This window comes from Streptomyces sp. NPDC048521 (assembly GCF_043199855.1).
Taxonomy (GTDB): Bacteria; Actinomycetota; Actinomycetes; order Streptomycetales; family Streptomycetaceae; genus Streptomyces.
The window spans coordinates 227,141-246,742 of record NZ_JBICWR010000009.1 but is presented as its reverse complement, the minus strand read 5'-3'; the positions used below and the strand labels follow the sequence as shown (position 1 = coordinate 246,742).

Sequence of the window (19,602 nt, the reverse complement as noted above, 5' to 3'; positions counted from 1 at the left end):
TGTGCGGGGTCAGCCCGTGTATGTGTGCAGGGTCAGGCCGTATCGGTTGAGGATCTCGTTGATCGGCTGGAACCAGGTCTCGCCGCCGCTGGTGCAGTTGCCCCAGCCGCCGGAGGTGACGCCCTGTGCCTGGTCCCCGGTGATGAAGGAACCGCCGGAGTCGCCGGGCTCCGCACAGACGCTCGTTCTGGTCAGCTCGCGCACCGCGCCCTGGCTGTAGTTGACGGTCTCGTTCGTCGCCAGCACGGTCCCGCAGTGCCAGTGCGTCGTCGATCCCGAACGGCACACGGAGGAACCGACGGGCGCCACGGCCGAGCCGCGTACGAGCTGGTCGGGCACCGTGCCCCAGCCGAGCACGACCGGCACCGTCCACCAGCCGCTGCCGACGCTCACCCAGGCGTAGTCGTTGTCCGGGAACGAGGAGCCCTGGAAGGTGCCGACGTAGGAGCCGTCCCAGCCGCTGACCCCGGCGCCGGGCCCGCCGCAGTGCCCGGCGGTCACGAAGCCGCCGTACACCGAGAAGCCTATGGAGCAGCGGACGTTGCCCGTGTAGTAGGGGTCGCCGCCGACCGTGCCCGCGGCGAAGGTCCGGGGGGCCGTGGAGACGGCCTGGACGGTGACGGGGCCCGCCTTGCGGGCCTGTGCCACGAAGCGCTGGACATCGTTGTCGGAGCGCTTGTCCCGGACGATGTCGACGACGACCTTGTTGGCCGCCGGATCGACGTGCCAGCCGCTGACGCCCGAGGGGGCGGACAGCCGGTCGAGGTGCGCCTTGACCGCGTCGAGCCGCCGGGCGGTGTGCTCGGCCGTGCGGACGCCGGCCCCGACCGCCCTGATCTCCCGGCGCGTGGCCGTCGTGGCGTCCGGGGTGAGGGCGATCGTCAGGCGCCCGTTCGCCGCGTCGAACCAGGAGCCCGCGTAGGCGTCCCCGGCCAGTCGGCGCACCTTCGGTGCGAGAGCCGAAGCGGTCCGCTCGGCCGCGAGCCGTGCCTCGGCCTGCTTCCGCGTCAGGCCGAGGTCGCGCTGCAGGGCGGTCACGAGTCCGTCGGAGGCCGGCTTGGTGGACGCGGTGGGCCCGGGGGTGGAGTCCGTCGCCGAGGCGGGGAACGTTCCTGCCGCGGCCGACCCGCCGAGAACCAGGAGGCCGGCCAGGAGGGCATGCGTAAGTCTTCTGCGTCTCAAGGGAGTTGCCCTTCGTCGTTCCAGTGGTGGGGGTGGAACAGCCGATTCCTGAGAGCGCTCTCATGCGTGGCGGTGCAGAGCTTAGCCACGCCGACACGCCAGGTCCATGCCAATGCACGGAATTCGGCGACGAAATTCAGCGGGCGATGCCGGGCCGCGCCCGCGCCACACCGCAGGAGGCCGTGGAACCCGCCGTCTGACGTGCCCCGCACGACGCGGGCCGGCGGACCGGTGACATACGAAGCCGTGACCCAGGGGAGTGAAAATCTCCGCTCCTCGCACGAAGCGCGCCGGCGCTGCAGCACTTGCGACGTCTCTTTCGTCAGATTTGCTGTGCAGCACCATCCCGAAGAACCGGAGGCAGAGGTGCGCTCACTCACTTCCCGCAGGCGTTGGGTCACCCGAAGTTCCGTGGCCCTGGCGGCGACGCTCGGTCTCCTTTCCGCGACCACGGCGCACGGAGAGGAACTCCGACCGGCTGCCAAGGCCAGGACCCCGGTCCAGGCATACGGCAAGGTCCACGTCTGCGGCACGCAACTGTGCTCCCGATCCGGCAGGCCGGTCCAGCTGCGCGGTCTGAGCACGCACGGCACGCAGTGGTTCGCCCACTGCCTGACCGACCGCGCCCTGGACGTGCTGGCGCGCGACTGGAAGGTGAGCGTGCTGCGTGTCGCGACGTACGCGCGCCAGGGCGGGTACGAGGCCGATCCGAAGAAGTTCACCGATCTGGTGCACCAGGTGATCGAGCGGGCGAGCGCCCGTGGCATGTACGTCATCGTCGACTGGCACATGGTCAACCCGGGCGATCCCAACAAGGACTTCGACAACGCCAGGAAGTTCTTCACGGACATCGCGCGTCGGCACAAGCACCGGACCAATGTGATCTACGAACTCGCCAACGAGCCCCACGGGGTGAGCTGGTCCACCATCAAGAGCTACTCGGAGAAGCTCATTCCGGTGATCCGCTCCCAGGACCCGGACAGCGTGGTCCTCGTCCCGACGCCGGGCTGGTCCACGTTCAGCGGGTCCGAGGGATCCGACGAGCGGACGGTGGTCGAGCATCCCGTGGCCGCGAAGAACATCATGTACACCTTCCACTTCTACGCGCGGGTGGCGGCCGAGGGATACATGGCGATCCTGAACCGCGCCTCGTCCAAGCTCCCGGTCTTCGTGACCGAGTGGGGCATCGCGTCCTGGACGGGGTACGGCAGCGACTTCCCCATGGCTCAGAAGTGGGTCGATCTGATGGCGAGGAAGAAGATCGGCTGGACGAACTGGAGCCTGTCCGACGACGACCGGGAACACGCGGTCTTCAAGAAGGGCACCTGCCACGCCGGTACCTTCTCCCGCGCCGGCTCTCTCACACCGAGCGGCGCCTGGGTCCGCTCACGCATCAGAGGCTGAGGCCCGAACAGCGACGAGGTCCTCAGAGCCCGCGTCCGGGCTCTGAGGACCTCGTCGCATGTCACCGGCGCCCGGGAGCCTTCGCGGGCTCGCTCGGTTCCCTCCGCGCAGCGGCAGGGACCCGTGCTCGGCCGGTGTCCCGCGGCGGGACGAGAACACGGCCGACGATGACGGCGTAGAACAGGCCCGAGGCCAGCATCAGGCTGTAATCCGGTGGGTAGAGGGTGAACGCCCGCCAGGCCGCGGCGCTCACCCACACGAGAGCCGTACCGCCGTTCCAGGCCCACACACCGGTCCACAGCCGCCTGTTGGTGCTCCGGCCCGCGGCCGCCGAGCCGGTCGGCCGCCAGGCCTGACGCCTGCCACGCACGATGTCCCAGACGGCGAACAGGTGCGCCCAGCCGTACAACAGGCGTACGGCCCATGCGTCGAGCCGGTAACGGCATCTGTGCCACCACGGGAAGATCAGCGTCGTGTAGAGGACGCTGGGAAGGACCAGCAGCGTGTACTCGACCTTCAGCTTTTCGGGCATGACCAGCAGCAGGACGATCGGGATCAGCGGCGCCACGAAGGTGAAGAGCGCCGTGTGGAGGTAGTAGAGGAAGCCGGAGACGTAGCAGAGCCGGGTGCTGAGCCGGAGTTCCGTGTCCCAGAACTTCTTGCTTCCCAGCAGGCTCATGGAACCCGAGCACCAGCGATACTGCTGATGGTAGAACGCGTTCACGTTGTCAGGGCAGTTGCCGGTGGCGAGGGCGATCGGCACATAGCGCAGGGACCAGCCCAGACGGCGCAGGTCGAAGCCCGTGTGCACGTCCTCCGAGTGCTCGATCAGGGTGGTACCGCCGTTGGCTTCCAGCGCTGTCCGCCGGTACACGGCGCAGCTCCCCACGCAGATGGCGCCGTCGTGGCGCTGACGGGAGACCTGGACCGCCCGGTAGAACAACTCCTGGACCGAACCCGCGCCGCGCTCGACCCACGTCTGCCGGTCGAGCACGCGGAAATACTGCGGTGACTGGACGATGCCGATGCCCGGGTCGTGCTCCATGTACGGCAGCAGTTCCTCCAGGAGGTCCGCCCGGGGGGCGAAGTCGGCATCGAGGATCAGGATGTACTCCTCGTCGGAGATGCCCAGGCCGTAGTGCAGGTTGCCGGCCTTCTTGAACCAGCCCCGGTTGGGCCGGCTCCCGTAGACGAAGCCGAACGTCTCGGCCATGGCGGCGAGCCTCGGACTGGCGGAGTCGTCGAGTACGTAAGGGGTGGCCTTGCCGGGATACCGGTCGGCGAGCCGGCGCACATGCGTCCAGGTGTTCTCCAGAACCTCGACGGGCTCGCCGCACACCGGCAGGAAGACCGCGACCGTCGGGTACGCCTGCGGACGCCAGCCCTCGACCAGTCGGCGGTGGGCCCGCAGGTCGAAGTCGGCGGTGAAGGCGTTCACGCGCAGGGAGACGACGTAGTAGAGGACGGTGAAGCCCAGGCACGGCAGCAGGACGATCAGCCATGACGCGGACTGGGCCAGCCTGAACTGGCTGTAGAGGAGACAGCACATGCTGATGAGCGAAGCGGCCGTGAGTACCCAGAGGTGACGCCTGACGTAGGAGTACTTCTCCGTGTCGTCCGGAGGCTCGGGGAGTACACAGCTGCCGCTCGGTCCGAGCCGGGGAGTTGTCTGCCGGACGACCGTCGACCGGACCTGCGTTGCGAGGGCGTCAGGGGAATCAAGGCTCATGCATTGCTCCTTGAAGTGGGGGTCACCTCCAACCCGTAGCCAGCGCGGGCGTGCCCTCTGCGCTCGGCTGGGCCGATTGCTGCACGGGTCGCTCGAAGGAAGGATGCGCCGAAGTGGCACCCGCCGAAGAGCCGGCTAAGGCATCCCTGAGGGTCCCTCCGGGGGTGAGAGAACGGGCGCGGAGCCGGCCGGCTCTTCCTTCCGGAGCGTCCGTCCCGGCAGGTCCCGGCGTGGGCGGCGCGGCGCGCGCGTACACGGGGGCGCTGCGGGCGCGGAGACACACCGGGGGCTATGTGAGACCGTGGTGCAAGGAAAACCCGCCCGCGGATGGGGCCGACACCATGGGTCTCAGGGATACGGCGAACGCGCACCGGGGCGATCCGTTCGGCATCACGTCGGCCGCCGTCGTCCTGGTGGACGTACACGGCATGATCCGTTACTGGAGCGGAAGGGCGCAGGCCCTGCTCGGCTACCCGGCCGACGACGTGCTGGGGCGACCGGCCCTGTCCGTCCTGGCGAGCGAGGATGCACCGGCGTCCACTTTGTCCGGCGCGCGGCGGGTCGGTGACGGCTGGGAGGGCCTGGTCACCCTGCGTCATCGTGCCGGTCACCGGGTGCAGCTCGCGGTGCGGGCGTGTCCGCTGCGCGCGGAGCAGGGCTCCGGCTGGCTCGCCGTGGCCTGTGACGTCACCGCCTCGCGCCAGTGGGACCTGGACCAGGCAGTGGTGCGCGGCCTCCTGGAGGAGTCACCGATCGGCATCGGGGTCCTCGACACCGAGCTGCGGTTCCAGTGGGTGAACCGGGTGCTGGCGGCGATGGAGGGACTGCCGCAGCCCGACGGGGCCGACGGCGCGGCCGCGTCCCCGGGACCGGGGCAGGTGCCGCCGTCCGTGGACTGGCAGGCCCGCCAGGTGCTGATGTGGGGCCGGGTCACGCCGGCCCTGGAGCATGTGACGCCCCCGCCCGGCATGCCCCGGCGGAACTCGCAGGGCCATCTCAGGCTCCGCTCGTCGTTCCCGCTGCGGGACCTCGAGGGCAAGACGCTCGGGGTGTGCCACACCGCCGTGGAGGTCACCGCCCAGGACCGGGCCCGCGAGCGGCTCGCCCTGGTCAACGAGGCGGCGCAGCGCATCGGCACCACCCTGGACCTGGACCGCACCGTGCAGGAGCTGGCCGAGGTCCTCGTGCCGCAGCTCGCCGACTTCGTGGCGATCGACCTCTTCCACGGCGTCCTCGCGGCCAAGGACCTCGCTCCCGGACCGGTCCCCCACGGCACGCTGCAGCGGGCGGCGCACCTGTCGATCCGCAAGGAGCTGCCGGAGGCGATCGTCGCCATCGGGGCGCCCGCGCAGTACCCGCCCCATTCCCCGCAACAACGCTGTCTGACCACCGGCCGGCCCATCCGGGATCCCGTGCTGGGCCCGACGACGTGGTGGCTCACGGGTGATCCGCAGCGCCTGGCCAAGCTCATCGAGCTCGGCGTGCACACCCATCTGGTGGTGCCGCTGCGGGCACGAGGCGTGACCATGGGAGTGGTGACGCTGCTGCGCTGGGAGAACCCCGACCCGTTCGACGAGGACGATCTTCTGCTGGTGGAGGAGCTGGTGGCCCGCGCCGCGGTGTGCGTGGACAACGCCCGGCGTTTCGTCCGCGAGCACAACGCCGCCCTGGCCCTCCAGACCAGCCTCCTCCCCCCCGACCTGCCCGATCACTGCGCCGTCGAGGTCGCCTACCGCTATCTGCCGACCGACGCGGAGGCGGGCGTGGGCGGCGACTGGTTCGACGTCATCCCGCTGTCCGGCGCCCGCGTCGCCCTGGTCGTGGGGGACGTCGTCGGCCACGGCCTCCACGCGGCGGCCAGCATGGGCCGGCTGCGCGCGGCCGTACAGACCCTCGCCGACCTGGACCTGCCCCCCGACGAGCTGCTCGCCCACGTCGACGACCTCGTCCTGCGCCTCGCGGACGAGGCGGAAGCGGCCCCGAACAGCCCGCTGGTGATCGGCGCGACCTGTGTCTACGCCGTCTACGACCCGATCTCGCGGAAGCTGAACGTGGCGCGCGCCGGGCATCCCACCCCCGCCATCGCCCACCTCAGCGAGCCCGTCGAGCTGCCCGACATCCCGGCGGGCCCTCCGCTGGGGCTGGGCGGTCTGCCCTTCGAGTCGGCCGAGATCGAGCTGGAGGAGGGCAGCGTCGTCGCCCTCTACACCGACGGTCTGATCGAGGCCTCGGACCGCGATGTCGACGTCGGCTTCGAACGCCTCTGCTTCGCCCTGGCCCATCCCGACCGGCCGCTGGAGGAGATCTGCGACACGATGGTCCGCATCCTGCTGCCGGACCATCCGCGCGACGACGTCGCCTTCCTCATCGCCCGGACCCGCGCCCTGACCCCCGACCGGGTGGCGTCCTGGGAGGTGCCCGCCGATCCCCAGGCGGTGCGCGAGGCGCGGGACAAGGCCACGTGCCAGCTGGCCTCGTGGGGCCTGGAGGACGCCGCCTTCACCACCGAACTGATCGTGAGCGAACTGGTCACCAACGCCATCACGCATGCCGCCGGACCGATCAGCCTTCGCCTGGTCCACGAACGGACCCTCATCACCGAGGTGTCGGACACCAGCAACACCTCCCCCCACCTGCGCCGCGCCCGGAGCACCGACGAGGGAGGGCGCGGTCTGTTCCTGGTCGCGCAGCTCGCCCAGCGCTGGGGCACCCGGTACACCGCCACGGGCAAGACCATCTGGGCGGAGCAGCCACTGCCCGGCGGTCCCTGTTGAGATCCGTCGCCGAGCCGGTCCGGGATCCTCGGGGATCACCCGCCGTGCGGCCCGCGTCCGTCAGGCACGGGCCGCCGCCTCACTGTCGCCGCAGGCCGCTGCTCGTCCGCGTCCACCGGGTGCGGGTGGCGCCGAAGCCCGTCTCGTGGTCCCAGATGTGGGTGCATGAGGGGCACTGCAGGTGGAGGAGGCTGCCGGTGTTGGCGAGCAGGTAGCGCCAGTGGTCCGGGCACCTGCGACGCTGCTCGCAGGTGGGGCATCCCCGGTGGTCCTCGCAGTTCGGGCAGGTCACCCAGGCGCGGCGCCCGATGTCCGCCTGCGGGTCAAGCGGAAGCACGGCCGTCCCCGCGTTGCGGGAGGACACCGACCGAGACGAGGGTGTCGTACAGCCGTTGCTGTTCCTCGTCGAGGCCGGAGTACAGCAGGTCGTAGGCCTCCTCCTCGCGCCGCAGCGTCTCGACGGGGTCCCAGCCGGGCCCGAGTGCGTCCATGACGTGGGCCCGGCGGACCATCTCATGGCGGGTGAGATCGACGGCGAAGTCGACCGGCTCGGCGGAAGGAGTGCGGTCATGCGGAGACATGGGAGCGAACTTAGGTACGCCTTCCCGGCCACGACAAGAGCAGGTGGGGCACATCACAGCAGGTCGGCGGCGCGCCACGGAAGGCTGTGCCCGGAAGGACGGCCGAAACAAATCAGGTGCGCGGGCCGGAGGAAGGCGGGTAGCGTCCCTCGTGACGTCTTCCGATGCGCCGCGCCCCGGTTACTTCCTGTCGACGCACACCGGTGCCCATCTTCATCTCGGGAGACGTCTCCCTCACGTCACCTCTTGGACACTTTCCGTTTCACCTCTTCCGCCCTGTTCGTCGCACCCTTCAGGGGGATTTCTCTGCATGACCCGGTTCAACCGCCAGCAGGCCAAGGTCGAAGCCAGGACCGAGATTCAGGCCGAGGTACCCGGGTTGACCGCGGGTGGGTCGACCTCGCCGCTCTCCACGTACGGACAGTGGATCCGTCCCGCGGGGCGGACACCGGCCGTGCCCTCGGCCGTGTTCGTCAACCACGAGGGCGGGGCCGGGTACGCGCGGCCGCCGAAGGAGGAACTGTTCCTGCTCGCCGTCAGCAACATGGTCGGGCAGGAGAGCTTCTACGAGGACGCCCGCTCCCGCGACGAGCGCTACGCGGGCCTCGTGCGGCGGCTCGCCGTCAGTGACCCGGCGTGGGCTCTGGGGCTGCTCCGCTGGCTGCGCACCGAGGCGCACATGCGGTCCGCGTCCGTGGTCGGTGCGGCCGAGTTCGTGCGGGCCCGGATGGAGGCCCAGGCCCCGGGGTTCTCGCGGCACGCGGTCGACGCGGTGCTGCAACGGGCCGACGAACCGGGCGAGTTGCTCGGCTACTGGACCTCGCGGTACGGGCGCCGGCTGCCGCAGCCCCTCAAGCGCGGTGTCGCCGACGCCGTACGGCGGCTCTACACCGGCCGCGCACTCCTGAAGTACGACACCGGGTCCCGGGGATTCCGCTTCGGTGACGTGCTCCGGCTGACACATCCCACGCCCGCTCCCGACCGGCCCTGGCAGGGGGAGCTGTTCCGGTACGCCCTCGACCGGCGGTACCGGGCCGACTCCGCCCTGCCGCCCGCCGGTCACCCTCTCCTCAGCGCCCGTCACACCCTCATGGGCGTCCCCGTGGACGAGCGGTACGCCCTCGTCACCTCGGCCGGCGGGGCCGAACGGCTCTCCGCCGCCGGGATGACATGGGAATCCGTGGCCGGATGGCTCCAGCGGCCCCTCGACGCCGCCGTCTGGGAGGCCCTGATCCCGTCCATGGGCCCCATGGCCCTCGTCCGCAATCTACGCAACCTCGATGTCGCCGGCGTCAGCGACCGTGTCGCAGCCGAAGTCGCCCGCCGGATCTCCGACCCGGACGAGGTACGCCGCTCCCGCCAGTTCCCGTTCCGGTACCTCGCCGCCCACCGCAACGCGCCCTCACCGCGCTGGCACGACGCCCTGGAGACCGCCCTCCAGCACTCGCTCTCCCACGTGCCCGCACTGCCCGGCCGTACCCTCGTGCTCGTCGACCGGTCCGGGTCCATGTTCGACACGCCCAGCGCCCGTACGCAGCTCAACCGCGCCGACTCCGCCGCCGTCTTCGGCACCGCCCTCGCCCTCCGCGCCGAACACGCCGACCTCGTCGAGTACGGCACCGGGAGCCAGGTCGTCGGCCTCACACCCGGCCAGTCCGTCCTGCGTGCGGTGGACCGGTTCCACGACCTGGGCGGCACCGACACCGGCGCGGCGGTCCGCCGGCACTACCGCCACCACGATCGCGTCGTCATCGTCACCGACGAGCAGGCTCACCGGTCGTCCGCCGTCGATCCGTTCCTCGTCGTCCCCCGGCACATCCCCGTCTACACCTGGAACCTCGCCGGCTACTCCTACGGCCACACGGCCCCCGGACGGCACCGTCACACCTTCGGCGGCCTCGGCGACGCCGCCTTCCGCCTCATCCCCCTTCTGGAATCCGGCCTGGGCGCGGTATGGCCCTGGGACGCCGACGCACGGTAGGAGGGGTCGTCGTCGGACAGCGCCCGTTCGGCCGACCGGCGAGCGTTTCCCTTACCGGCATCGGTCGTTAGGGCAGACATGATCAAGAAACTCGCCTGTGTCACCGTCATGGCCGCCGCTCTTCTGGCCGCCGCCCCTGCCGCCGGGGCGGCGCCGGGCCCCCACTCCTCCACCGGCGCTCCGGGAGCGTCCCTCCTGCGGGGTCTCCTCGGGTCGCTGGAAGTAGGGCATCCGGCCACCTCCCTGCAGACGATTCTGCCCCCGGGAGTCACCGGCAGGTGACGGTGCGGAAGCCGTGTGGACGTCCGGGCCACCGGGCGCTCGTCCGGGGTTGCCGGAGGGGGGTCAGGGCGTTGGGAGCAGGGTCGCCGCGGCCTCGCGGGCGTGCCGGGCCGGGGTCGGGTCGCCGCTGATGCCGGCCGTCACGATGGCTCCTTCGGCGAGCAGGCAGACCGGTTCGGCGACCCGCACCCCGGTGGCGTGGACCCACACTGCGATCTGGTCGTGGAACGCCTGCTTGTGCGACCGCACTTCGGCCAGCACCGCCTCGGACGACGAGCCGAGTTCGCCGTAGGCGTTGATCCAGGCGCAGCCGCGGAAACCGGGCTGTGCGAACCACTCGGCAAGCCAGTCGAAGAGCGCGAGTACGCGCTCGCGCGCATCCGGGACCTGCTCCACTCGGGCGGCCAGGTCGCCTCTCCAACGCCGGTCGCGACGTCTGAGCACCGCCACGACGAGTTCCTCCTTCGTCGCGAAGAACCGGTATATCCGCTTCAGCGGCAGACCGGATGCCGTGCGGACCTCGTCCATGCCGACCGCCTGGATGCCCCGCTCGTAGAAGAGCCGCTCCGCCGCGTCGAGCAGTGCTTCGCGGTCGAGGCGGTTCTGTTCCTCGGTGATCGGGGCTGGCATCCGGGCTCCTTGACGTTGAGAACGATCGTTCCCTACCTTAGTCACCACGGATCGAGAACGCACGTTCTCCACATGAGGAGGCCGCAGTGCCCGAACATCGCCCGCCCTTCCCCCCGTTCACCCGGGAGACCGCTCTGCAGAAGGTGCAGGCCGCCGAGGACGCGTGGAACTCCCGCGACCCCCACCGGGTGGCCTCGGCCTACACGCCGGACTCGGCATGGCGGAACCGGGACGAGTTCGTCACCGGCCGCGAGGAGATCGTCGCCTTTCTGACGCGGAAGTGGGAGCGCGAACTGGACTACGCGCTGCGCAAGAGCCTCTGGGCGTTCGAGGGGAACCGGATCGCCGTCCGGTTCCAGTACGAGTGCCACGACGCGGAAGGCCAGTGGTGGCGCAGTTACGGCAACGAACTGTGGGAGTTCGACGAGCACGGCCTGATGCGACGCCGCGAGGCGAGCATCAACGACGTCGCCATCACCGAAGCCGACAGGCGTATCCACGGCCCTCGCCCCGCGGGCGGGCACGGCATCGACATCCCGCTCCGGTAGCGCCCGCCACCGCGCCATCCCGAGGCGGTGGGCCCGGGCAGCACGATCGCCTGCGCCCACCGCCTCGCTCCGACGGCGTGGAGACGGTCAGGGAAGGATCGAGTCGATGTACCCGCCGTCGACGCGCAGGGCTCCCCCGGTCGTGGCCGAGGCCTGCTCGGAGCTGAGGTAGACGACCATGTGGGCGATCTCCTCCGGCTCGATCAGCCGCTGCAGCAGGGACTGCGGGCGGTGCTCGCGCATGAACGCGCGCTGCGCCTCGTCCCAGGGCAGGTCGCGGTCGACGAGTTCGTACACGAAGTCCTCCACCCCGCCGGTGTGCGTGGGCCCCGCGATCACGGAGTTCACCGTCACGCCCGTGCCCGCCGCCTTCTTGGCGAATCCGCGGCTCACCGCCAGCAGCGCGGTCTTCGACATCCCGTAATGGATCATCTCCGCGGGGATGACGACCGCCGAGTCGCTGGCGACGTACTGGACGCGCCCCCAGCCGCGTTCGGTCATGCCCGGCAGGTACAGCCGGGTCAGCCGTACGGCGGCGAGGACGTTCACCTCGAAATAGCGCCGCCACTCCTCGTCGGTGATCTCCAGCGGGTCGGCGGCACCGAAGACACCCAGGTTGTTGACGAGGATGTCCACGTCCGGCAGCAGCTCGGCCACGCGGCCCGCGCCCTCGTCGCCGGAGACATCGGCGGCCACCGGCACCAGGTCGGCGCCCGGTGCCTGCCCGGCCAGCGACTCGACGGTGTCGGCCACCCGCTGCTCGTCGCGGCCGTTGATGCCCACGCGGGCCCCCGCCCGGGCGAGGGCCACGGCGATGGCCGCGCCGATGCCCTGCGTGGAGCCGGTGACCAGGGCCGTACGTCCTGTCAGGTCGATGTGCATGGGCGGACGGGTTCCCTGCACGCGCGACAGCATGCGACAGCCGGTCGCATGTGACCGTCCGGGGCGCCGGACGGTCGGAGGGCGCGAGCGCGATCGGCCTTCGGCCTGCTCGGTTCCGGTCCGCCCCGGGTGTCGCTCAGCCGGCCGCGAGGAGTCCCAGCGTGTCCACCACGCGGTTCGAGAAGCCCCACTCGTTGTCGTACCAGGCGACGACCTTGATGTGCCGGCCGTCGACGCGGGTGAGCGCCGAGTCGAAGATCGACGAGGCCGGGTTGCCGACGATGTCGGAGGACACGAGCGGGTCGTCCGCGTACTCCAGGACGCCGGCGAGCGGCCCGGCCGCGGCATCGCGGTAGGCGGCGAGCACCTCGTCGCGCGTCACGTCACGGGCGACGGTCGTGTTGAGTTCGACGATCGAGCCCACCGGAACCGGTACGCGGATGGAGTCGCCCGACAGCTTGCCGTCCAGGTTCGGCAGCACGAGGCCGATGGCCTTCGCAGCGCCCGTCGTGGTCGGGACGATGTTGACGGCGGCGGCGCGGGCACGACGCGCGTCACGGTGCGGGCCGTCCTGCAGGTTCTGTTCCTGGGTGTAGGCGTGCACCGTGGTCATGAACCCGTGCTCGATCCCGGCGAGGCCGTCGAGCACCGAGGCCAGCGGCGCGAGCGCGTTGGTCGTGCAGGAGGCGTTCGAGACGATGGTGTGCAAGGCCGCGTCGTAGGCATCGGTGTTGACCCCGAAGGCCAGCGTCACATCGGCACCGTCCGACGGAGCACCGACGAGTACCTTCTTCGCACCGGCGTCGAGGTGCGCGCGGGCGGCCTTGGCGGAGGTGAACCGGCCGGTCGCCTCGAGCACGATGTCGACGCCCAGCTCGGCCCACGGCAGCCGCGCCGGTTCGCGTTCGGCGAGCACCCGGATGCGGCGGCCGTCGACCACGAGGGCGTCGCCGTCGGCGGTCACCGGGCGGCCGAGCCGGCCTGCCGTCGTGTCGTAGGCGAGCAGCCGGGCGAGGGTCGCGGGCTCCGTGAGGTCGTTGACGGCGACGATCTCGAGGTTGCTGGAGCGCTCCAGCAGGGCGCGCAGCACATTGCGCCCGATGCGGCCGAATCCGTTGATGGCGATGCGAGTCATGAGTGGTGTCCCTTCGTCCGGGACCAGCCTCGCGTGCCGGATCGGCTCGCGGCCGTGGCGTGAGCGCCATGGTTCGCAAGGATCGCGCCAGGGGGCGCTACTCGCCGCGGGCGAAGGTGCGCCGGTACTCGCTCGGTGTGGTGCCGAGGATGCGCTGGAAGTGCGACCGGAGGTTCGCGCCGGTCCCGAGACCGACGTCGTTGGCGATCTGCTCGATGCTGCGCTCGGAACGTTCCAGCAGCTCACGGGCCATGTCGATGCGGGCGCGCATGACCCACTGCATCGGGGTGTAGCCGGTGTCCTCGGCGAAGCGGCGGGAGAAGGTGCGGGGCGAGACCGCCGCGTGCTGGGCGAGTGTCCCGAGGCTGAGGGGCTCGTCGAGGCGGTGCAGGGCCCACTCGCGGGTGGCGGCGAACCGCTCGCCGAGCGGTTCGGGCACGCTGCGCGGCACGTACTGGGCCTGTCCGCCGCTGCGGTAGGGGGCCGCGACCAGCCGGCGGGCCGCATGGTTGGACGCGGCCACTCCGAGATCGCCGCGCAGGATGTGCAGGCACAGGTCGATGCCGGACGCGGCACCGGCCGACGTCAGCACACTGCCCTCGTCGACGAAGAGCACGTTCTCGTCGACCCGGACGCGCGGGTGCTTCGTCGCGAACGCGCGCGTGTAGTGCCAATGGGTCGTGGCGCGTCTGCCGTCCAGCAGGCCCGTGGCGGCGAGCGCGAAGGCACCCGTCGAGATGGCGGCGAGCCGTGCTCCGCGGTCGTGGGCGGCGATCAGCGCCTCCACGACCGCCGACGGCGGGTCGTCGCGGTCAGGGAACCGGTAGCCGGGGATGAAGACGATGTCGGCCCAGTCGAGGGCTTCGAGGCCGTACGCGACGTGGTAGGACAGACCGTCGCCGCCGGTCACGGCTCCTGGTGCGGCACCACACACCCGTACCTCGTACGGCATGCTCGCGCGTGTGGTGAACACCTGCGCCGGGATGCCGACATCGAGGGGTTTGGCCCCTTCGAGCACGACGACGGCGACGCGGTGAAGGCGTGGGGGTGGCACGGCAACAGCGTACGGGAGGGTGCGGGACCGGCCCGGTCCGCGTCAGGCCGACTCCCGCACCACCAGCTCCGGGTCGAACACGATCGAGGTGGGCTCGGTGCGGGCGCCGTGGATGTGCTCGTCGAGGAGGCGGGCCATCTCGGCGGCCATGTCCTCCACGGGCTGGCGGACGGTCGTGAGCCGCGGTCGGCAGGTGACGGCCACGGTGGAGTCGTCGAAGCCGACCACCGCCACGTCCTGGGGCACCCGCCGGCCGCGTTCCCGCAGTACCTGGCAGGCGCCCTGGGCCATGAGGTCGTTGGCCGCGAACACCCCGTCCAGGTCGGGGTGTTCGGCGAGCAGGTCGGTCATGGCGGCGACCCCGCTGTCCAGGGTGAAGCCGCCCTCGGCGACGGGCACGTAGGGATGGCCGTGGCGGGCGAGGGTGTCACGGAAGCCGGCCAGCCGCTCCTGGCTCGCGGCGACCGCCAACGGCCCGCTGATCGTGGCCGGTTTGCGGCGCCCCTGGGCGAGCAGGTGCTCGGCGGCGAGCCGGCCGCCGTCCCGGTGGGCGAGGTCGACGTAGCTGAGCGGGACCGGGCGGGAGGGGCGGGCGAAGAGCACGGCGGGCAGCCGGGCCTCGGCGAGCAGCGCGGGCAGCGGGTCGTCGGCGTGGCTGGAGACCACCAGTGCGCCGTCCGCCCGCCCCTGCCGCAGATAGGTGAGCACCTCCTGGCGGGAGTCGGCCGACTCGGCGAACATCAGGACCGGGTGCACCGAGCGCGGCCGGAGGAAGCCGACGATCCCGGCGACCACCCGCCCGAAGAAGGGGTCCGCGAACACCCGGGCGGCGAAGGCGGCCTGGGCCCCGTCGGAGGCGTCCCCGGCTCCGGACACCACCAGCGCCACGGTCTCGGCCCGGCGGGTGACCAGGGAGCGGGCGGCCCGGTTGGGTGCGTACCCGGTCCGCTCGATGGCTTGGCGGACCAGTTCCTGGATGGCCGGGTCCACGTTGCGTACGCCGTTGACGACCCGGGACACGGTGGCCCGGGAGACACCTGCCTCCCGGGCGACGTCCTCCAGCGTCGGGGCCTGTCTGCTCATGCCCGCACCCTAACGGCCCGGCGGCCTGCGGGGATAGAGCGCTCTCCGGTGCGGGGCGCGGCTCTCAGGGCCGGTCGCGCACGCGCACCTCCAGGGACAGGGGCAGATCGCCCGCCGAGCGACCGGCCAGTACCCGGTACGGTCCCGGTTCCGTGCGCCAGCCGCCCGCGCGGACGTCCCAGTGGCACAGGGCGCGGGCCGGGATCCGCACCTGCGCGACGACTGTGTCACCGGGCCGCGCCCGCACCGCCGTCCACCCGGCGAGCCATCGCTCGGGGTACGCGACGGCGGTCGCGGCGGGGCGGGCGAGATAGACCTGTACGACCGCCCGTCCGGCGCGCGGTCCGGTGTTGCGCAGCCGCACGCGCACGGTGATGTCCTCGCCCGCCGCCGTCTCCGCCGGCCCCGACAGTTCCTCGTGGGCCCACGTCGTGTAGCCGAGTCCGTGCCCGAACCAGTACGCGGGTGTGCGGCGGGCGCGCAGCCACCCGCGGTGGCCGACGTGCACGCCTTCGTCGTAGGGGAGGCGGCCGGCGTCCGGGCGGGTGCGGGTGACGGGGGCGTCGGCGAGTCGGGCGGGCCAGGTGGTGGGCAGCCGTCCGCCGGGCTCGGTCCGGCCGAGGAGGACGTCGGCCAGGCCACCGCCTCCCTCCTGGCCGGGGAACCAGGCGAGGAGCAGCGCGCCGACGTCGTCCCGCCAGGGCAGTTCCACCGGGCCGCCGCTGTTGACCACGGCCACCGTGCGCGGGTTGGCCCTGGCGACGGCGCGGACCAGGGCGTCCTGGTCCGTGCCGAGCGCGAGGTGCGGGCGGTCGCGCCCTTCTGATTCGTGCTGTTCGCCGGTGCCGACGACTACCACGGCCGCGTCCGCCTCGCGTGCCGCCCGGGACGCGGCCGCGAGGGCCTCGGCGGGGTCGGGTCCGGGTGGTGCGGCGCCGACGACGGTGGCCCGGCCGGTGCCGGGGGCGAGTTCCCTGCGGGCGACGAGCAACGGGGTGGTGCCGGCGGTCAGGTGAGCCGTGACGACCTGGGTGGGCGGGTTCACGTGGATCACGGCGGGGTCGTCCGTGGTGGTGGCGAACACACCGTCCAGGAGCGGGTGTCCGTCGAGGTGGAGGCTGAGTCGGCCGAATCCGGCGAGGCCGATCCGCCAGGTGCCCGATGTCCGGGGGTGCAGTCGCGCGCTGATCTCCACGGTGTGCGCGCCGGGTGGCAGCGGGGGCTCCAACTGGCGGCCGCTGCGGCGGTGTTCGGCATGCAGCTCGGTGCCGGAGTCGTCGAGGACGCGCAGGAGCACGCCGGGGGTGGTGGTGCGCGGGTCGGACCCGAGGTCCAGGTCCAGGGGTGGGGGCGGGCCGTCCGGGGCGGGGCCGGGTACGTGGACGACCCGGGCGCGGCCGCGCAGGCCCGCCCTGATGCCGTCCAGGACCGACACCTCGTCCTGGGGGAAGACACCGGCGCTGCCGCCGCCCTGGGTGCGGGTGCGGGCGGCGGCGGCGCCGATGACGGCGACCGTGCGCAGGCGCGCGGGGTCCAGGGGCAGGACGCCCCGGTTGGCCAGCAGGACGGCCCCGGCCGCGACCGCCCGCCGGGCCAGGGCCCGCGCCCGCCGGGACCGCGGGTGCGGGCGGGCCGGCCGGTACGGCCTGCCGAGCACACCGCACCAGGCGGCGAGCCGCAGCAGCCGGCGCACCTTGTCGTCCACGGCCGGCTCCTCGACCTCGCCGGCCTCCACGGCCCGGACCAGCGACTCGCCCCACTGACCCGCGGGTCCCGGCATCTGGAGGTCCAGCCCGGCGCGCGCGGTCTGCCGGGTGCCGCGGACGGCGCCCCAGTCGGAGACGACGACGCCGTCGAAGCCCCACTCGCTCTTCAAGGGCGCGGTCAGCAGCTCGTGGGCGGTCATGGTGGTGCCGTTCACCTGGTTGTATCCGGCCATCACCAGCCGCACGCCCGCCGCCACAGCCGCCTCGAACGGCGCGAGGTAGACCTCGCGGAGCGTCCGCTCGTCGATGCGCACGTCGACCGTCAGCCGGTCCGTCTCGGCGTCGTTCGCCACGAAGTGCTTGGCCGTGGCGGCGACGCCCTGCGCCTGGATGCCCCGGATCAGGGCGGCCCCCATCCGGCCGGTCAGCACGGGGTCCTCGGAGAAGCACTCGAAGTGCCGCCCGGCCAGGGGGCTGCGGTGGAGGTTGAGGTTGGGGGCGAGGATCACGTGCACGCCCTTGCGCCGGGCCTCCGAGGCGAGGAGGCCGCCGAGTTCCTCGACCAGCCGCTCGTCCCAGGTGGCGGCGAGCGCGGAGGCCGAGGGCAGCAGGACGGAGGTGGCGCGTTCGTCCCAGCTCTCCCCGCGCACGCCCGCGGGACCGTCCGACAGCACCAACTCCCCCAATGCGATGTCCGGTTCGGCCGCCGTGCGCCAGGTGGTGGCGCCGGTGAGCAGCCGGACCCTGGACCGCAGGGTCAGTTTGTCGAGCAGCCGGTCGAGTTCGTCCTCGTCGGCCATCCCCACCCCCTTCTGTCGCCGACCGCTCAGGTCAGCTGTAGACGCCGAACTCGTACAGCGAGTAGCCCCAGCCCGTGCCGCGGGCGGTGCCGTTGACGCGGACGTAGCGGCCGGTACCGGTGACGTCGAAGTCGTCCACGCCGCCGTTTCCGTCCGTCACCGTGCGCACGGTCTGCCAGTTCTGCCCGTCGTCGGAGGTCTGCACGGTGTACGCCTTGGCGTAGGAGGCCTCCCACAGCAGCTGGACGTGGCGGAACGTGGTGCGGGCGCCGAGGTCGACCCGGATCCACTGCGGGTCGCTCCAGTCACTGGCCCAGCGGGTGCTCGGGTTGCCGTCGACCGCGTTGCCCGCGGGGCACGGGCAGTCGCCGTAACTCGGCTGGTACGAGGAGGCGGTGGCGGGCTTGCCGAGGGCGATGTTCGTGCCGCTGGGTGTGGGCGGGACGACTCGGACGGAGCGGGTCTCGACGCCGACGTTGCCGTGGCCGTCGGTCACCTTCACATAGACCTTCCAGACGCCGGGCCGGTCCGGCGCGGTGACCTTGAAACGGCCGCCGCCGAGGTTGCTGAAGGGCAGCGGGGTGAGGTTCTTGCTCTGGTCGATGTACATGCTGTTGTCGAGGACTTCGTAGGAGAGCGGGTCCCCGTCGGGATCGGTGGCCTTGACCGCGAGGGTCAGGTCCCGGCCCGCCTGCACCTTGCCCGCGTCGCCCTCGACGGTCAGGTCCGCGATGACGGGCGGGGTGTTGTCGTGGGAGGTGTCCGCTCCGTAGGCCCTCTTCACGGCGTAGTAGGACAGGCGTTTCTGTCCGGCGGGCAGCAGGTTGAACCAGATGCCGCCGAAGTCGTACTCGGTGCCGTAGTGGAACATCGTGGCACCGAGCGCGACTCCCTTGTGTCCGGTGGCGCAGCCCCAGGCCCGGGTGTACCCGTCGGCCTTGGCCCGGTCGCTCGGCTCGAGCGGCACGCCGTTGGCGTCGTCGGGCACCTCCCACTCACCGGCCGGGCCCGTCTCGGTGACGATGTAGGGCTTGGTGTAACCGCCCTGCTCCCAGGCGGACTTCACGTCGCAGACCGCGTTGTAGGAGTTGACGGCGTACAGGTCGAGGTCGGGTGCGTTCCTCTTGAAGTACGGCCATGCGCCCACCCATGCGTCGGTGGAGGTCACGGGGTGGTTGGGGTCGACGGCGTGGATCTTCTTCGCGACGTCGTTCACGAAGGTCGTGTAGGCGTCGCGCTGCCGCTCCAACTCCGTGCCGCTGTAACAGTTCTGGAGGCCGAGCACCGACTCGTTGCCGACGTCCCACATCAGCACGCCCGGGTTGTCCTTGTAGGTCTGCACCCACTTCGGGAACTCGTCCAGCATCTGGTTCTTGTAGGCGGTGTCGGTCACGTAGTTCACACAGCCGCCGCTGCCCGGGCCGCCGCCGGGCTGGAGCCAGAACCCGGCGATGACCTTGATGCCGTGCGCGGCGGCCGAGTCGAACAGCGGCTTGCCGGTGGCGTCGGTACCCCAGGTGCGGATGGTGTTGACGCCCATGGACTTCAGATCGGGCAGGTACTTCTCGGCGTCGGCTATGGACGGGCCCCAGGTCAGGCCCTTGATCTGGTACGGCTGTCCGTCGACGGTCAGCTGCCAGTTGCCCTGGGCGCCGGTGACCTTGACGACGCTGCCGGCCGCGTGGGCCTGTGCGGCGGGCAGGGCCGTGAGGGCGCCGACGGTCAGCACGCCGGCGGTGAGGGGCGCGGCGAGGCGGCGCGCGCGGGTGCGTGGTGGTGGGGTCATGATGGTGGGATCTCCGTGTGGGGTGCGGGTGTCGTCGGGTGGGGT

Annotated in this window: 16 protein-coding genes; 5 read left to right on the top strand and 11 right to left on the bottom strand. The window is 71.8% G+C overall.

Annotated elements, in window-relative coordinates:
* Nucleotides 1-9 precede the first annotated feature (9 nt).
* Complete coding sequence (locus tag ACGFRF_RS22390) at nt 10-1,182, bottom strand: S1 family peptidase (protein ID WP_393742504.1); 1,173 nt, start codon at nt 1,180-1,182, stop codon at nt 10-12.
* A gap of 411 nt (nt 1,183-1,593) precedes the next feature.
* Here ACGFRF_RS22390 and ACGFRF_RS22385 point away from each other — a divergent pair, with 411 nt between their 5' ends.
* Nucleotides 1,594-2,586 carry a glycoside hydrolase family 5 protein gene (locus ACGFRF_RS22385; RefSeq protein WP_393742502.1) on the top strand — a complete coding sequence of 331 codons (993 nt, stop codon included), beginning with the start codon at nt 1,594-1,596 and terminating at the stop codon, nt 2,584-2,586.
* A 61-nt stretch (nt 2,587-2,647) separates the two neighbouring features.
* On the opposite strand, the gene ACGFRF_RS22380 is transcribed toward ACGFRF_RS22385, so the two are convergent.
* Nucleotides 2,648-4,135: a glycosyltransferase family 2 protein gene (locus tag ACGFRF_RS22380; RefSeq protein ID WP_393742700.1), complete on the bottom strand. Its 1,488-nt coding sequence runs from the start codon at nt 4,133-4,135 to the stop codon at nt 2,648-2,650.
* Between the two features lie 521 nt (nt 4,136-4,656).
* Between ACGFRF_RS22380 and ACGFRF_RS22375 the strand changes: the two genes are divergently transcribed.
* A complete protein-coding gene (locus ACGFRF_RS22375; protein ID WP_393742500.1) occupies nt 4,657-7,089 on the top strand; it encodes a SpoIIE family protein phosphatase in 2,433 nt (810 codons plus the stop codon).
* Between the two features lie 79 nt (nt 7,090-7,168).
* Here ACGFRF_RS22375 and ACGFRF_RS22370 read toward each other — a convergent pair whose 3' ends face one another.
* Together ACGFRF_RS22370 and ACGFRF_RS22365 are read right to left on the bottom strand one after the other, a co-directional pair.
* On the bottom strand, nt 7,169-7,426 hold the full coding sequence (locus ACGFRF_RS22370; protein WP_393742498.1) for a hypothetical protein: 258 nt from the start codon (nt 7,424-7,426) through the stop codon (nt 7,169-7,171).
* Nucleotides 7,413-7,670, bottom strand: a complete 258-nt coding sequence (locus tag ACGFRF_RS22365; protein WP_393742496.1) for a DUF6400 family protein — start codon at nt 7,668-7,670, stop codon at nt 7,413-7,415. The genes ACGFRF_RS22370 and ACGFRF_RS22365 overlap by 14 nt, the downstream gene beginning before the upstream one ends.
* Nucleotides 7,671-7,980: 310 nt before the next feature.
* Here ACGFRF_RS22365 and ACGFRF_RS22360 point away from each other — a divergent pair, with 310 nt between their 5' ends.
* A complete protein-coding gene (locus ACGFRF_RS22360; RefSeq protein ID WP_393742494.1) occupies nt 7,981-9,651 on the top strand; it encodes a TROVE domain-containing protein in 1,671 nt (556 codons plus the stop codon).
* 78 nt (nt 9,652-9,729) lie between these two features.
* A complete protein-coding gene (locus tag ACGFRF_RS22355; protein WP_393742492.1) occupies nt 9,730-9,933 on the top strand; it encodes a hypothetical protein in 204 nt (67 codons plus the stop codon).
* Nucleotides 9,934-9,996: 63 nt separating this feature from the next.
* On the opposite strand, the gene ACGFRF_RS22350 is transcribed toward ACGFRF_RS22355, so the two are convergent.
* Nucleotides 9,997-10,563, bottom strand: a complete 567-nt coding sequence (locus tag ACGFRF_RS22350; protein WP_393742490.1) for a TetR/AcrR family transcriptional regulator — start codon at nt 10,561-10,563, stop codon at nt 9,997-9,999.
* An 86-nt stretch (nt 10,564-10,649) separates the two neighbouring features.
* On the opposite strand from ACGFRF_RS22350, the gene ACGFRF_RS22345 reads away from it, so the two are divergent.
* The gene (locus tag ACGFRF_RS22345) at nt 10,650-11,111 is read left to right on the top strand and encodes a nuclear transport factor 2 family protein (protein ID WP_393742488.1); all 462 of its coding nucleotides are present in this window, start codon (nt 10,650-10,652) and stop codon (nt 11,109-11,111) included.
* An 87-nt stretch (nt 11,112-11,198) separates the two neighbouring features.
* Here the strand turns inward: ACGFRF_RS22345 and ACGFRF_RS22340 are convergent, their stop codons facing one another.
* The 6 genes from ACGFRF_RS22340 to ACGFRF_RS22315 all read right to left on the bottom strand — a co-directional run bounded on the left by ACGFRF_RS22340 (nt 11,199) and on the right by ACGFRF_RS22315 (nt 19,557).
* Entirely contained in the window at nt 11,199-11,993 is a 795-nt protein-coding gene (locus ACGFRF_RS22340) for an SDR family NAD(P)-dependent oxidoreductase (protein WP_393742486.1), read from the bottom strand.
* A 136-nt stretch (nt 11,994-12,129) separates the two neighbouring features.
* On the bottom strand, nt 12,130-13,128 hold the full coding sequence (gap, locus tag ACGFRF_RS22335) for a type I glyceraldehyde-3-phosphate dehydrogenase (protein ID WP_393742484.1): 999 nt from the start codon (nt 13,126-13,128) through the stop codon (nt 12,130-12,132).
* A gap of 97 nt (nt 13,129-13,225) precedes the next feature.
* A complete protein-coding gene (locus ACGFRF_RS22330; RefSeq protein WP_393742482.1) occupies nt 13,226-14,182 on the bottom strand; it encodes a GlxA family transcriptional regulator in 957 nt (318 codons plus the stop codon).
* A gap of 42 nt (nt 14,183-14,224) precedes the next feature.
* Nucleotides 14,225-15,265 carry a LacI family DNA-binding transcriptional regulator gene (locus ACGFRF_RS22325; RefSeq protein ID WP_393742480.1) on the bottom strand — a complete coding sequence of 347 codons (1,041 nt, stop codon included), beginning with the start codon at nt 15,263-15,265 and terminating at the stop codon, nt 14,225-14,227.
* A gap of 64 nt (nt 15,266-15,329) precedes the next feature.
* On the bottom strand, nt 15,330-17,771 hold the full coding sequence (locus ACGFRF_RS22320) for a glycoside hydrolase family 3 C-terminal domain-containing protein (protein WP_393742478.1): 2,442 nt from the start codon (nt 17,769-17,771) through the stop codon (nt 15,330-15,332).
* A 31-nt stretch (nt 17,772-17,802) separates the two neighbouring features.
* Nucleotides 17,803-19,557: a discoidin domain-containing protein gene (locus ACGFRF_RS22315; protein WP_393742476.1), complete on the bottom strand. Its 1,755-nt coding sequence runs from the start codon at nt 19,555-19,557 to the stop codon at nt 17,803-17,805.
* Between the last annotated feature and the right edge of the window lie 45 nt (nt 19,558-19,602).

Excerpts from the sequence above, each read along its gene's own strand:
- ACGFRF_RS22320 (WP_393742478.1), bottom strand. The coding sequence starts at position 17,771 with ATGGCCGACGAGGACGAACTCGACCGGCTGCTCGACAAACTGACCCTG.
- ACGFRF_RS22350 (WP_393742490.1), bottom strand. The coding sequence starts at position 10,563 with ATGCCAGCCCCGATCACCGAGGAACAGAACCGCCTCGACCGCGAAGCA.
- ACGFRF_RS22340 (WP_393742486.1), bottom strand. The coding sequence starts at position 11,993 with ATGCACATCGACCTGACAGGACGTACGGCCCTGGTCACCGGCTCCACG.
- gap (WP_393742484.1), bottom strand. The coding sequence starts at position 13,128 with ATGACTCGCATCGCCATCAACGGATTCGGCCGCATCGGGCGCAATGTG.
- ACGFRF_RS22315 (WP_393742476.1), bottom strand. The coding sequence starts at position 19,557 with ATGACCCCACCACCACGCACCCGCGCGCGCCGCCTCGCCGCGCCCCTC.
- ACGFRF_RS22325 (WP_393742480.1), bottom strand. The coding sequence starts at position 15,265 with ATGAGCAGACAGGCCCCGACGCTGGAGGACGTCGCCCGGGAGGCAGGT.
- ACGFRF_RS22380 (WP_393742700.1), bottom strand. The coding sequence starts at position 4,135 with ATGTGCTGTCTCCTCTACAGCCAGTTCAGGCTGGCCCAGTCCGCGTCA.
- ACGFRF_RS22360 (WP_393742494.1), top strand. The coding sequence starts at position 7,981 with ATGACCCGGTTCAACCGCCAGCAGGCCAAGGTCGAAGCCAGGACCGAG.
- ACGFRF_RS22365 (WP_393742496.1), bottom strand. The coding sequence starts at position 7,670 with ATGTCTCCGCATGACCGCACTCCTTCCGCCGAGCCGGTCGACTTCGCC.
- ACGFRF_RS22375 (WP_393742500.1), top strand. The coding sequence starts at position 4,657 with ATGGGTCTCAGGGATACGGCGAACGCGCACCGGGGCGATCCGTTCGGC.
- ACGFRF_RS22355 (WP_393742492.1), top strand. The coding sequence starts at position 9,730 with ATGATCAAGAAACTCGCCTGTGTCACCGTCATGGCCGCCGCTCTTCTG.